The sequence below is a fragment of the Marinobacter alkalisoli genome (genome assembly GCF_045449795.1).
GTDB lineage: Bacteria > Pseudomonadota > Gammaproteobacteria > Pseudomonadales > Oleiphilaceae > Marinobacter.
This window is the reverse complement of sequence record NZ_JBJJLB010000016.1, coordinates 182,902-196,402: the sequence shown is the minus strand read 5'-3', so window position 1 is coordinate 196,402 and position 13,501 is coordinate 182,902. Positions and strand designations below refer to the sequence as shown.

Below are 13,501 nucleotides of genomic sequence, written 5' to 3'. Positions count from 1 at the left end.
ATCCATGAGGTGTTACAGGGTTCTTAGTACCTGGCTGTTGGTGACATCCCGGCCACCAGCCACAAACGCGGGTTCCAGAACCCCGCTTGCCTTGAGCACGTCGGACATGGTGGTAAAACTGAAACGCTTCAGTAACCGTTCCAGCCGCGCCTCACACACGTCCAGGTTATTGTAGTGGCGGAACCGGGACAGCCATTTCACCTTCATCCTGGGCTGGCCCGGGTCCACTTCCCAGGGATGCAGGTAAAAAACGAAAGGCTGGCCCTGGCGGTTGATAGACCCAAGACCCCATTGGCTGAACCAGTAAGGAAACAGGCGGAAGTATCCGCCGCCGGCAATCGGTAGCGTGTATCCGGGGAGTTTCAGCGTACTGAGCGGAAATTCCGCCAGTTCACGCCCCAGATCGGTTTTGACGCGGTGGGGCCAGCGTGGGGTTCCGGGCATGCCATATCGATCATGATGAACGGGAAAGATGGAAGAATCCCAGGTGAAACCTTCCTCCCAGAGGATATCCAGCGCCCAGCGCGACTGCGCCGTAATCGAGTAACTGGCGGCGCGATACCCGCTTATCCGCTCGCCGGTAATGTCCTCAAGAATCTGTTTGGACCGCCGGGTTTCTTCCCGGAATACCTCCGGCGTTTGCGTATATATGAGCTGATGGCTGTAGCCGTGGCTCGCCACTTCGTGGCCTGCATCCCGGATACGCTGAACCAGACCGGGCGATCGCTCCGCGACCCAGCCCAGCACAAAGAACGTTGCCCGGGTATTGGTCTGCTCGAACAGAGCCAGCAAACGGTCGGTGTTGGCTTCAACGCGGTATTCCATGGACGACCAGTCATCGCGGCTGACGGCCTCAGCCAGCGCAGCGACCTGGAAGTAATCTTCCACGTCCACGGTAAGTGCGTTTTTTATGTTTCCATTCATGGCTTTATTCCCTGCCTAACGAATGCGTGGGTCTCCGCCCTAAAGAAACTGATAGTTAAGCCCGACTAAAATCCAGTTTTCGTCGAACTCGCGGGTTGTGATGTCACTGTCACGCCGCTCGTGACCTACTCGGCTGATCACGCTCAGCTTACGGTTGAGCTGAAAATCGATACCGGCATTGGCCCGAAAAAGTACATCCTCTGTGTCATCGTCCTCGTAGGTCAGGAAGTCGTAACCCACCCCGAGCGTTGCTGTCAGCTGACCGGTGATGGGGCGTCGGTAATCCGCACTGACCCCCGAGCGTTCCTCTTCTGTCTCAAAATCAAGGTACTCGGAACGGTTGGCGTACGCCGCGGCGGACAGGCTGGAACCACCGCTGAACTCCTTTCCCAGCCCCAACCGTATGGCCGACACTTCCACCGCGCTGGTCTGCTCCAGGTTGAACACAAAATCTCCGAACCGAATATCAAAGTCCGAGGTCTGGTCCGTTAATTCCCGGCTCGCCTCCAGTGTTAATTCGGTGGTCGGGTTTATATCCCGGGTCAGGATCAGGTCACCGACAATGGCGTCACTTTCCCGGTCACTGTTATTGAGCGAGGATTCAATCTGGCTGTAACCCACTGAGCCCCGCATGCTGGTTGCCGCCCAGGTCTTGCTGAAGGTGGCGTTCAGGGTTTCGCGGTCGATCTCCTCATCCGTATCCAGCTCTGCCTGGTTCACGCTGGCACTGAACCCGCCGGTGAACGTTGAGCTGAAGAAATGGTCCCAGCCGATGCTTCCGATGTAGCGCTCGCTATCGGTCTCTTCCGGCTCGCTGTATTCCGTATTTTCATACTGCGCAGACAGGAACAGTTGGTCCACGGGCCCGAGGTTAAATGTCACTAACGGGCCGGTACGAAACACATTCTTGCGGGTCCGGTTGGTCGGGGTGTTACTGACCCTGCTGTCCTGCACTACGTCCCTCAACTGGTCTGTCAATTGCCAGACTACGTTGTTACCCAGTTGGCAATCGCCCATGAAGTCGAGGTTGGTGTAGGTTTCCGGATCAAAGGTATCATCCAGCCAGTAACCGTAACCGAACCTGGCGCCAAGATCGGAATTACACTGCCCTGGATCGGAGGTGTGCTGAATCCCAACGCTGACCCGCGTTTCCAGATCGGATTCTTCATCAAAAGCCGTTTGTCGCGCGTTGTCCGAGTAGCGCGATTCCAAACCACCCGATATCGTCGCGGGGGCCGCCATGACGAGCCCTGGCATGACCGTGAGTATCCCGAGGGCACACTGTTGCCACGGTCGAATCCTCTCTGATACCTCGCTCCTAACCATTGACCACGGCTCCCACAAATTTCTCGGAATGAAAGGCTGTGGCCGCCTGCTCCGCCACTTTCGGTGTTATGCGCCCATGGGGCACCACCAGCATGGCGTAATCGCACAGCTCTGCAAGAATACGGGCGTCCGGCGATTCGGTAATGGATGCGGTATCGAGTACGATAAACCGATCCGGGTAGCGCCTTCTCACCGCCTGGAGAAACTGTTTCATCCGGAAGGATGTGAAAAATTCCGCCGGCATTTCCCTCTGGCTACCAGCAGGAATCAACCGCAGCCGCGGAATTCCGGTCGGGTAAAGGATGCGGGCGATGTCGTAATCGGGATCATCCAGAAAATCCGTCAAGCCGGTTTCCGGCATGATGTCCAGGGTGGTGTGGAGGGACGGATCCCTGAGATTGCAGTCGATCACCAGGGCGGTCTTGGATTGATCGAACGCAAAAGCCGCCGCCAGGTTCAGTGCCACGAAAGACGCACCCGCGCCAGACGAAGCACCGCTGACCACCAGTGTGAAGTTGTTGCCACCGGACGCTTCCAGCAACTTGGTCCGCAGATCCCGGAACCGATTAACCAATTGTCGGTTGCTGGATTCGGGGTAGATAATCCGCCGCTCATCCATATCATCCGGCGTGAGCTTTCTGGGCTCCTGCATCCGAACGATCTGTTTGCTGATGACATACCGGTCAACGGCTCCGGGGCCCAGTTCCAGGGAACTGGGTACCAGCATCCTGGAATCATCCCATTCGGAGTAGGGAACGCCCTCCCCGTTCAGGTCGTTTTTTCTGCGTAACCAGTAATTCTCTTCACCCGTTTTGTTGTCATCCCGGGCGCTTATCTGGTCATCATCGTTGTCCAGTGGGGCCTCGACTTTGTCGTTATGTTCGGTCATCCGATTACTCCCATCATTGAGGCAACTACCAGGGCGATGTAAACAGCCACTGCAATGATCGCGCATGCCCCCACCAGCACCGTTACCCGGCGGTCACGGCGTATTTCGAACGGTGTTCTCACTTGAGGAAGCTCAACCAGGACCGGTAAACCGATGTCGTCTTCCAGTTGCTGCCTTGCCTTTACCCGGGGATCGATCTGCAGTAGCCCCGCCGCCAGTCCGAACGGCGCAAGCAATCCCAGGAACAGCCCTGCCACCGCAAAGGTTGAGAATTTGGGGCCAGAGGCGCCCAACGGGAACTGCGCGGTCTCGTTGATCCGATAGTTCAGGCCCTGCCCTTCCACATCCAGATGCATGGACACCCGTGCCCTTTCACGGCGTTTCAGCAGGTCGTCGTAAATCTGTTTGTTCACTTTCATGTCACGGGTCAGGTCGGAGTACTGGGCCTTGTTTTCCTGTATCCGCTCCATCCGCCTGGTTTGTTCAGCCAGCAACTGCTCAAAAGAGTTGATGCGGGTGTTGATGGTCTGGATGTTGGCCCTGGTGCGGGACAGCTCGGACTGGATCTCCTGGTAAACAGGGTTGGACACTACCTCACCGCCCCGTGAAAGGACGCTCTCGTCCTGGTTAGCCATGGCTCTTGCACGCTGCCGCCGTAGTTCCTGCAGCTGCTCCTTCAGGATGACGATGTCCGGGTAGGTATCGTGGTACCGCAGCCGCAGGTTATCCAACTGTTCCTCGAGAGAGCTGATCCGGTTCTGGTAGGCATCCGCCGTCCGGCCCTCACGAATGGTGGGGTTTACCCGGTTCAGTTCGTTTTCCAGGGACCGCGCCCGGGTTTGCAGCTCGGCACGCTCGAGTTCTGCCAGTTCCAGCTGATTTCTCAGGCTGGCCATCCGGTTGTTGGCTGCCCCTTCCGTACCATCCACGTTTTCGGACAGGAACTGTTTAAGGCGGGCCTCCACTTCTGCTAACTGGCTTTCGTAGCTTTTGACCTGCTTATTGATGAACTCATAGGCGTTACGGCTTTCGGCACGCTTACGCTCATTGCTTTCCTCGATAAACAGTTGCCCCATCCGCTGGGCAACCTGAAATGCCTGCATCGGCGATTCAGACCGGAAACCAATGGCGAAGTAGGTATCCCCTCTTGGTCGAACGATCAGGTTATTCCGCAGGTAACCAATTCGCCCTTCCATCCGCTCGGGATCAATATCAGCCGCTCCTTCGCCGAAAATACTTTCATCCACCGCGACTCTCTCCACCACGCTCCTGCTCCATAGCAGCTCTTTCGCGGCGGACGCCCGGTCATTGATCTCCGTGGTTACGGCGCTGCCTTCCATCAACGGTCGGATAATGTTCTGGTCGTCGATGAAGATGATGGTTTCCGATTCGTACTTGTAGGGCCACAGGAAGCCCGTTGCCAGGACACCGAAACTGACAACCACGAATAGCAGGAGCGTCAGCCACTTCCTTGCCCGCACTTCCCTGAGGATTTCAACCGGTAATTGTGATAGAGGTAAGGCCATAGCGAACAACCCACACTAGATTCTGTAGAGTTTCACGGTGCGACCGACGCTCAGAAATTCCGCTCGGGAACACTGAGAATATCGCCAGGGCGTATCGCATAATTGGTTTCGACATCGCCGTTGTTGAGGATGTCCTCAAGCCGGACCGGAATGGCGACGACTTCACCACCCACCTTGCGATACAGCATCGAGTTATTCAGTGCCGCGAACGGCGTGGCGCCACCAGCGCCGAGTACAACATCAAGCACGGTCATGCCTGCACGGTGGGGGACGGAAACGGGTTGCTGCACCGCTCCGGTTACCCGCACGCGATCGCTGTATTCGTGACTGCCCATCGACGTCACCACGATGCTGACCTGCGGCTCGCGGATATATTGGGCAAGGTTGATTTCGATCTCTTCCGCCAGTCCGACCGGCGTGCGGCCACTGGCCTGGACATCACCAATCAGAGGCACGGAAATCTTGCCATCCGGGCGAACCGGCACGGTGATGCTCAGATCTTCGTTTCGCCAGACCGAAACCTTGACCACGTCAGTGGCACCCAGCACGTATTCATCAACACTGGTTGATGTGTCGACGTTCAGGGCACGCCGAATTTTCTCCGGTGAGGAGGGAGATGGGCTGGCACAACCGGCAACCAAAGCTACCGCAGCCAATAACAGAGAAATCCCTGCGAAGGAGTACATCCGTGACATTGTGAATCCTCTCTACAAGTCCTTGCTTCATTCCATGTTCCGGGAACAGCACAACCCCGAAACTACCTTGATCCTTTTTTGAACAATACCACTTCCACTGTCTGAATTATAATCAACAAATCCAGCAACAAACTCTGATTCTTGATGTAATAAAGGTCGTAACGAAGTTTCTCCCGGGTGTCCTCTTCGTTGTCCGCATAGGCAAAGCATAGCTGAGCCCACCCGGTCAGACCCGGCTTCACCCGGTGTCGCTCACTGTAAAAGGGAATTTTCTCCGACAGCTGCTGAACGAAGACCGGGCGCTCCGGTCGAGGCCCCACGAACGCCATGGTTCCGTTCAGCACATTGAATATCTGGGGCAGTTCGTCGATCCGTACCTTACGGATGAAATCACCGACCTTTGTCACGCGGGCATCATCCCTGCTCGCCCACACCGCACCATTTTTCTCGGCGTCAGTAATCATTGATCGAAACTTGTGAACCTGAAATATCCTGCCATTGAGCCCAACACGCTCCTGGCTGTAGAAAACCGGAGATTTCAGGCCATCTTCAATCTTGATCGCGATGGCTGTCAGAATCATGAACGGCAAACTGGCCAAAAGCAGCGTGGTAGCCGCCATGATGTCCAGTGAACGTTTCCCGATTCCGAACACCGAAGAAACGGTGAAGCCGTCCGAAAACACCAGCCATCCGCGGGTAATCATTTCCAGGGCCACTTTTCTGGATTCCTGTTCGTAGAAGGTTGCTCCGTCAATAATCTTGACGCCTTCCATCTTGCATTCCAGCAGGTCATCCATAGGCAACCCTTTCCTGCGGTCATCCACGGCCACCACGATCTCAGTCACGGGGTGGCGCAAGATATGCTGGTGTAGCGTGCAAGGCAATTGAAGCAGGTGCTCCTCCGCCACTTCGGTGTGCTCTCCGGGGAGGGGGACGAATCCGGTTAACTTGAACCCCTGGCGGTTAAAAGGGGTTCTCAGATCCTCCAGCAATTGCCGCGCCCTGTAGCCCGAACCCAGAACCAGCACTTTCCGCTTGAAGGCATCCCGGCCGGCTACGGCGAAAAAGATAGAACGCACAATGCCCAGCAGAAAGAAGCCAAATACCGAGGCCGACGTCAGCACACCACTGGACCCAAGGTACCAAAGCCAGTCACTGGCAAGCAGGTAGGTAAATCCGGACGCCGGAACCGCAACAATCAGGGCCATGATCGTTCTGAGCATCATCCCCGACATGCCTTCTTCGACATGGGATTGATGCACACCGATCGCAATCATGACCAACAGGCAAACCAGCGCGAAGATTACGGCGGAGGGAATCAGGACGCGAAGACTTTCCAGGAAGTACGTCAGATCGCCGAAATAACGGAAGAACGTGGCCAGAAGGAAACTGCCAACCAGCACAAAAAAATCTATCAGGCCCAAAATAACAAAGGGGACATGAATGTAATGCCTGAACAATCTGACGTGGGCCACGTCAACTCCTTTTGTTGTTCACTCGAACTGGCACCGTGCATCCCATGCAACGGAATCTGCTGTCAACAACAAGTGTAATGTAATTTTTTGTAACTTCAACGGAATCGATAAAATTTCCGACACTACCTGTAAAAAAAGTTAACAACGCAACCCGGAAACCGGGTTGCGTTGTTTGTTTTTTTTACAGCAGCTACTCGGTCAGCCTCTGCGGCGACGCATCATGCCAATTCCCATAAGCCCCAGGCCCATAAGAGCCAGAGTGCCGGGCTCGGGAACCTGGCCAACTGTCACATTATCGATACCAAATCCGTCATTGGTGTGATTGGATTTAAACACCAGGGAGGTAATGGCAACATCGCTGATAAAGCCCAGGTAATACGCTGCGCCCTCGCCCTGTGCACCCGTGAAGATGTCATTCATGCTGTAGGTTGCCGTGGTGTCGTCCTCAAAGACGATATCCAGCAGGCCACCAACGTCATTGGGGTCGGTCATGTAGAACCCCACAGCCTTGAACATCCCGCTGATGGAGAACTGCATTTCCTGGGAGTCCATGCTGTCGAGCCAGTTGTTGTTACCTGGTTCGTCCGGCAGCGGATACCGCCCAATGAACGGACTGGTTGTGGAATCCAGAACTGCTAATCCACCCGTACAGCTGAAGCCGCCGTCATTGCATGCCTCTGTGGCGCCGTTTCCCGCGGTCTGGAGCTGGGTAAACGTGCCAACGCCGGTATTGATATTGACGAATTGGCCGGACGAATCCGTGGCGGCGGTAAAGCCTTCAAAGTCTTCCGTGGTAGTGTCTTTGAGGTACGACAGAAAAGTCGCCTCTGCGGCTTCTGCGGTTGCCGTTCCTGGCCCACTCAGGGTCACATTCATCACGGCGGCGTTAGCAGCCGACACCGAGAACAATGACGCAAGAGCAATCCCTACCGTTGTTGTTGCAAGAGCCCTTTTCATTTCCTCACTCCTTTGTGTGGTCGTCCATTTACTGCGACATCCACTACAAAGCAATTGAAGGGCCAACTTATTTTTATCTTTTTTATCAATGCCTTATTTATTCTTGTATTTTTCGATGTAAAAATTCCTGACTACGTACTGTTTCAAAAGCGACATATCCGTAAGCCGCATTATCAATCCCGCGCGCCCTTCGCATCGACGGAAAGACTCAGATAACAAACAGACCGACAAATTCCTGAACCGACGTCGATTCCAGCGTTTCCTGGTCGGTACACATATCGACAATGCGATGGCAACGTTGAGCCGGGAACCGGGTGGCCAGGTTGTTACAGAATTTGTCCACGAGTAGCGGGATGCCCTCTTTCCTTCGCCGCCTGTGGCCAATGGGATACTCTACCGCCACCTGCTCGGTGCTGGATCCGTCTTTGAAGAACACCTGTATGGCATTGGCGATGGAGCGTTTGTCCGGCTCCAGGTACTCGCGGGTATAACGCTCGTCTTCCACGATATCCATTCTGGCGCGGATATCGTCGATGATCGGGTTGGCATTGTGAAAGCCGTCTTCGTAGTGCTCTGCCGTCAGGCTGCCGAAAATCAGGGGAACCGCCGCCATATATTGCAGGCAATGATCCCGATCCGCAGCATTGGCAAGCGAGCCTTCCTTGGAGATGATGCGAATAGCGGATTCGTGGGTGGTGATGACAATCCGGTCGATGTCATCAAGCCGGTCTTTCACTTGCGGGTGCAGGGTAACGGCCGCCTCGGCTGCGGTCTGAGCGTGGAACTCCGCCGGGAAGGAAATCTTGAACAGGATGTTTTCCATCACATAGGAGCCAAAATCCTGCGGTAGGGAGAACCGCTGCTGGTCCTTCGGTTTCAGTTTCTGGTCTTTGTTGGTCTTGCTGAACAGCACATCGTAGAAGCCCCACTGGGATGCCGTCAGGACGCCGGGGACACCCATCTCGCCGCGCAGGGCGATATCCGCCAGGCGTACCGCCCGGGAGGTGGCATCGCCTGCCGCCCAGGATTTGCGGGAGCCGGCATTGGGTGCATGGCGGTATGTACGGAGGGACTGGCCGTCCACCCAGGCATGGGACAGCGCAGACAATAACTGCTCGCGGCTGGCGCCCATGAGTTTGGCGGCAACTGCGGTTGATGCCACTTTGACCAGCACCACATGGTCCAGCCCTACCCGGTTAAACGAGTTCTCCAGCGCCAGCACGCCCTGGATTTCATGGGCCATGATCATGGCTTCCAGAACCGCGCGCATGGTGATGGCGTCCTTGCCTTCGGCCACGCGCTTCTGGGAAATATGATCCGCGACCGCCAGGATGCCGCCCAGGTTGTCCGATGGATGCCCCCACTCCGCCGCCAGCCAGGTGTCGTTGTAATCCAGCCAGCGTACAATGCAGCCTATATCCCAGGCGGCCTTAACCGGATCGAGGCGAAAGGAGGTGCCAGGCACCCGTGCGCCGTGGGGTACCACCGTACCCTCAACGATGGGCCCCAGGTGCTTGGTACACTCCGGGAAGCGTAATGCCAGTAAGCCACACCCCAAGGTGTCCATCAGGCAGTTGCGGGCAGTGTCCCAGGCTTCTTCGCTGTCGACCTCGTAGGTCAGGACATAGTCCGCAATTTTCTGCAGGACATCGTCGTAATCCGGTCGAACGTTCTGGTCTACATTGCTGCTCATTGGCGCTCTCCTTTTCCGGACGGATGAGGGACGGCCATGAATAACGGCTGACTTACCCGGTAAAGGTAAGTCTAGGTCATTACTGAGCGGTTTGCGGTACCCGAACCCAGCCTTCCATCAGGATCCGCGCGCTGCGGCTCATAATGGCTTTGGTGGCGGTCCACTGACCGTCTACCTGCTTTGCCTCGGCGCCAACCCGCAGGGTGCCGGACGGATGCCCAAAGGTCACATGGGTACGGTCACCGCCGCCAGCGGCCAGGTTCACCAGGGTTCCCGGAACGGCAGATGCCGTTGCAATCGCCACCGCAGCGGTTCCCATCATGGCGTGATGAAGCTTGCCCATGGACAAGGCGCGCACCAGCACGTCCACATCCCCTGCCCCGATCGACTTGCCGCTGGAGGACACGTAATCCACCGGCTTGGCGACAAACGCCACTTTCGGGGTGTGCTGACGGTTCGCGGCTTCCTCGATGTTCTGGATCAGACCCATTTTCACCGCGCCGTGGGCACGAATGGTCTCGAACATGGCCAGCGCTTTGGGATCGCTGTTGATGTCGTCCTGCAACTCGGCGCCCTTGTACCCGATGTCCTCCGCGTTGACGAAGATGGTCGGGATACCGGCATTGATCATGGTGGCTTTCAGAGTACCCACGCCGGGTACGTCCAGATCGTCCACCAGGTTACCGGTGGGAAACATGGAGCCCTCACCATCGGCCGGGTCCATGAATTCCACCTGCACTTCGGCGGCCGGGAATGTCACCCCGTCCAGCTCGAAATCGCCGGTTTCCTGGACTTCACCGTCGGTGATCGGCACATGAGCCACGATCGTTTTACGGATGTTGGCCTGCCAGATGCGGACAGTACAGGTGCCGTTTTCCGGGATACGTTCTTTGGCGACAAAGCCACCGTTAATGGCGAACGCACCCACCGCAGCGGTCAGGTTGCCGCAGTTGCCGCTCCAGTCCACGAACGGCTTGTCGATGGAGACTTGGCCGAACAGGTAGTCCACATCGTGATCAGGCTGGGTGGGTTCCGCCAGGATGACGGTTTTACTGGTGCTGGACGTGGCGCCGCCCATACCATCGATCTGCTTCTGGTAGGGATCGGGGCTGCCTATGACGCGCAGCAGGAGTTGGTCCCGGGCTTCGCCGGGGACCTGGCACGCTTCCGGCAGGTCTTTCAGGCGGAAGAATACGCCTTTGCTGGTGCCGCCGCGCATGTAGGTGGCGGGGATTTTGATTTGGGGATTGGTAGGCATAGGGTACCTTTTACCTTTTTGTCGGATTAGGCCCGAAGGGCCGTAATCCGACATTCCTAAGATTACGCAGCCCCTTCGGACTCCAGGAAATCCTGGGCAAAGCGCTGCAACACACCACCGGCCTTGTAGATCGACACTTCCTCAGCGGTATCCAGGCGGCAGATCACCGGCACCCGCTCGGAGTCGCCATTCTTCCGGTGGATGATCAGCGTCAGTACCGCGCGGGGCTCCGGCGTGCCTTCCACATCGAAGGTTTCCGTGCCATCAATACCCAGGGTCTTGCGGGTTGTGCCTTCCTCGAACTGCAAAGGCATCACGCCCATACCCACCAGGTTGGTCCGGTGGATGCGCTCGAAGCCCTCGGCCACGATGGCTTCCACACCCGCCAGCGCCACACCCTTGGCGGCCCAGTCACGGGAGGAACCCTGACCATAGTCCGCGCCGGCGATGATGATCAGCGGCTGCTTGCGCTCCATGTAGGTTTCGATCGCTTCCCACATGCGGGTGACCTTGCCTTCCGGCTCGATCCGCGCCAGAGAGCCCTGCTTCACATCGCCGTTTTCATCCCGCACCATTTCATTGAACAGCTTGGGATTGGCGAAGGTGGCCCGTTGCGCCGTCAGGTGATCGCCCCGGTGAGTCGCGTAGGAGTTAAAGTCTTCCTCCGGCACGCCCATCTTGTGGAGGTATTCACCGGCTGCGCTGTCCATCAGGATGGCGTTGGATGGTGACAGGTGGTCGGTGGTGATGTTGTCCGGCAACACCGCCAGCGGTCGCATGCCCTTCAGGGTTTTCTCACCCACCATGCCGCCTTCCCAATACGGGGGGCGACGGATGTAGGTGCTCTGGGGACGCCAGTCGTAGTTAGGGTTGGTGTTGGCCTGGGCATCCCGGGTGATGTCGAACATCGGAATATAGGTGCTGCGGAACTGCTCCGGCTTCACACTGGATTTCACGATGGCATCGATTTCCGCGTCGTCCGGCCAGATGTCCTTCAGGGTGATGGGGTTACCATCCTTGTCGTACCCCAAGGCATCCTTCTCGATATCGAAACGGATGGTGCCGGCGATGGCATAGGCCACAACCAGCGGCGGCGACGCCAGGAACGCCTGTTTGGCGTACGGGTGAATCCGGCCGTCGAAGTTCCGGTTACCGGACAATACCGCAGTGGAGTACAAATCACGGTCGATGATTTCCTGCTGGATCTTCGGATCCAAAGCACCGCTCATGCCGTTACAGGTGGTACAGGCGAAGGCCACGACACCGAAACCGAGCTGTTCCAGCTCCGGCATCAGTTCGGCTTCTTCCAGATACATTTTCACCGTCTTGGAACCCGGCGCCAGGGAAGTCTTTACCCATGGCTTGCGGGTTAGCCCCAACTTGTTGGCGTTACGGGCAATCAGGCCGGCCGCCACCATGTTGCGGGGGTTGCTGGTGTTGGTGCAACTGGTGATGGCGGCGATGATGCATGCGCCGTCCGGCATCTTGCCTTCTTCCTCTTCCCACTGGCCGGCAATGCCGCGTTTGGCCAGCTCGGAGGTCGGCAGGTGCGCGTGGGGGTTGGACGGGCCAGCCAGCGTGCGGGTCACTGATGACAAATCAAATTTCAGCACACGCTCGTATTCGGCGTTTTTCATGCTGTCGGCCCACAGACCGGTTTCTTTCGCGAACTTTTCGACCAGGGCTACCTGATCGTCTTCACGACCGGTCAGCTTGAGGTAATCGATGGTCTGGCCATCGATGTAGAACATGGCGGCCGTAGCACCGTATTCCGGCGTCATATTGGAAATGGTGGCGCGGTCGCCCACGGTCAGGCTGTCTGCGCCTTCACCGTAAAATTCCAGATACGCACCGACCACCCGCTCCTTACGCAGGAACTCGGTGATCGCCAGAACCATATCGGTGCCGGTGATGCCCGGTTGCAGTTTGCCTGTCAGCTCCACGCCGACGATATCCGGCAGACGCATCATGGAGGCACGGCCGAGCATGACGCTTTCCGCTTCCAGGCCGCCTACGCCTACGGAGATAACCCCAAGGGCGTCTACCATCGGAGTATGGCTGTCAGTGCCCACACAGGTGTCCGGGTAGGCAACATGCTTTCCTTCGCCATCCGGGCGGTTCTGAACCACCGGGGACATCTTCTCCAGGTTGATCTGGTGCATGATGCCGTTGCCCGGAGGAATCACGTCCACGTTCTTGAACGCGGTCTTGGTCCAGTTGATGAAGTGGAAACGGTCATCGTTGCGGCGGTCTTCAATAGCGCGGTTCTTCTCGAACGCATCCGGATCGAAACCCGGTGCTTCGACGGCCAGGGAGTGATCCACGATCAGCTGGGTCGGAACGACCGGGTTGACCTTCGCCGGATCACCGCCCTTCTCCTTGATGGCATCACGCAGGCCAGCCAGATCCACCAGGGCGGTCTGACCGAGGATGTCATGGCAGACTACCCGGGCAGGATACCAGGGGAAGTCCAGGTCGCGCTTGCGCTCGATCAGCTGCTTCAGGGAGTCCGTCAGCATCTCCGGCTCGCAGCGGCGAACCAGCTGCTCCGCCAGGATCTTGGACGTATACGGGAGTTTGTCATACGCGCCGGCCTGGATGTCTTCCACGGCCTGACGAGTGTCGAAATAATCCAGGTCGGTGCCCGGGAGTGATTTGCGGTATTCAGTGTTCATGGGGGTACCTTGATTCTGGTTTGTCGGATTACGGCTTCGCCTAATCCGACCTACGTGGCTGATGGCGATAATATGTAGGTCGG

10 protein-coding genes are annotated in these 13,501 nt (G+C 57.1%); all 10 read right to left on the bottom strand.

The window, feature by feature from the left end:
- Positions 1-12 precede the first annotated feature (12 nt).
- Positions 13-924 carry an XrtA system polysaccharide deacetylase gene (locus ACJO3M_RS05495; protein WP_407000363.1) on the bottom strand — a complete coding sequence of 304 codons (912 nt, stop codon included), beginning with the start codon at positions 922-924 and terminating at the stop codon, positions 13-15.
- A gap of 39 nt (positions 925-963) precedes the next feature.
- Positions 964-2,181: an outer membrane beta-barrel protein gene (locus ACJO3M_RS05490; protein WP_407000362.1), complete on the bottom strand. Its 1,218-nt coding sequence runs from the start codon at positions 2,179-2,181 to the stop codon at positions 964-966.
- 61 nt (positions 2,182-2,242) lie between these two features.
- On the bottom strand, positions 2,243-3,139 hold the full coding sequence (locus tag ACJO3M_RS05485; protein WP_407000361.1) for a P-loop NTPase family protein: 897 nt from the start codon (positions 3,137-3,139) through the stop codon (positions 2,243-2,245).
- The gene (locus ACJO3M_RS05480) at positions 3,136-4,665 is read right to left on the bottom strand and encodes an XrtA system polysaccharide chain length determinant (RefSeq protein WP_407000360.1); all 1,530 of its coding nucleotides are present in this window, start codon (positions 4,663-4,665) and stop codon (positions 3,136-3,138) included. Before ACJO3M_RS05480 ends, ACJO3M_RS05485 begins: the two co-directional genes overlap by 4 nt.
- A 50-nt stretch (positions 4,666-4,715) precedes the next feature.
- Positions 4,716-5,360 (bottom strand): XrtA/PEP-CTERM system exopolysaccharide export protein, encoded by a 645-nt coding sequence (locus ACJO3M_RS05475; protein WP_407000359.1) that lies wholly within the window; start codon positions 5,358-5,360, stop codon positions 4,716-4,718.
- Positions 5,361-5,422: 62 nt separating this feature from the next.
- Complete coding sequence (locus ACJO3M_RS05470) at positions 5,423-6,835, bottom strand: TIGR03013 family XrtA/PEP-CTERM system glycosyltransferase (protein ID WP_407000357.1); 1,413 nt, start codon at positions 6,833-6,835, stop codon at positions 5,423-5,425.
- Positions 6,836-7,033: 198 nt separating this feature from the next.
- The gene (locus tag ACJO3M_RS05465) at positions 7,034-7,792 is read right to left on the bottom strand and encodes a PEP-CTERM sorting domain-containing protein (protein ID WP_407000355.1); all 759 of its coding nucleotides are present in this window, start codon (positions 7,790-7,792) and stop codon (positions 7,034-7,036) included.
- A 208-nt stretch (positions 7,793-8,000) separates the two neighbouring features.
- Positions 8,001-9,485: a 2-methylcitrate dehydratase gene (gene prpD / locus ACJO3M_RS05460; RefSeq protein WP_407000354.1), complete on the bottom strand. Its 1,485-nt coding sequence runs from the start codon at positions 9,483-9,485 to the stop codon at positions 8,001-8,003.
- 79 nt (positions 9,486-9,564) lie between these two features.
- Entirely contained in the window at positions 9,565-10,743 is a 1,179-nt protein-coding gene (gene prpF, locus ACJO3M_RS05455; protein ID WP_407000352.1) for a 2-methylaconitate cis-trans isomerase PrpF, read from the bottom strand.
- A gap of 62 nt (positions 10,744-10,805) precedes the next feature.
- Entirely contained in the window at positions 10,806-13,418 is a 2,613-nt protein-coding gene (gene acnD, locus ACJO3M_RS05450; RefSeq protein WP_407000350.1) for a Fe/S-dependent 2-methylisocitrate dehydratase AcnD, read from the bottom strand.
- Positions 13,419-13,501 lie beyond the last annotated feature (83 nt).

What these genes read in the sequence shown, in the direction of transcription:
- acnD (WP_407000350.1), bottom strand. Translation starts at nt 13,418, where the DNA reads ATGAACACTGAATACCGCAAATCACTCCCGGGCACCGACCTGGATTAT.
- ACJO3M_RS05490 (WP_407000362.1), bottom strand. Translation starts at nt 2,181, where the DNA reads ATGCCAGGGCTCGTCATGGCGGCCCCCGCGACGATATCGGGTGGTTTG.
- prpD (WP_407000354.1), bottom strand. Translation starts at nt 9,485, where the DNA reads ATGAGCAGCAATGTAGACCAGAACGTTCGACCGGATTACGACGATGTC.
- ACJO3M_RS05475 (WP_407000359.1), bottom strand. Translation starts at nt 5,360, where the DNA reads ATGTCACGGATGTACTCCTTCGCAGGGATTTCTCTGTTATTGGCTGCG.
- ACJO3M_RS05485 (WP_407000361.1), bottom strand. Translation starts at nt 3,139, where the DNA reads ATGACCGAACATAACGACAAAGTCGAGGCCCCACTGGACAACGATGAT.
- prpF (WP_407000352.1), bottom strand. Translation starts at nt 10,743, where the DNA reads ATGCCTACCAATCCCCAAATCAAAATCCCCGCCACCTACATGCGCGGC.
- ACJO3M_RS05465 (WP_407000355.1), bottom strand. Translation starts at nt 7,792, where the DNA reads ATGAAAAGGGCTCTTGCAACAACAACGGTAGGGATTGCTCTTGCGTCA.
- ACJO3M_RS05495 (WP_407000363.1), bottom strand. Translation starts at nt 924, where the DNA reads ATGAATGGAAACATAAAAAACGCACTTACCGTGGACGTGGAAGATTAC.
- ACJO3M_RS05480 (WP_407000360.1), bottom strand. Translation starts at nt 4,665, where the DNA reads ATGGCCTTACCTCTATCACAATTACCGGTTGAAATCCTCAGGGAAGTG.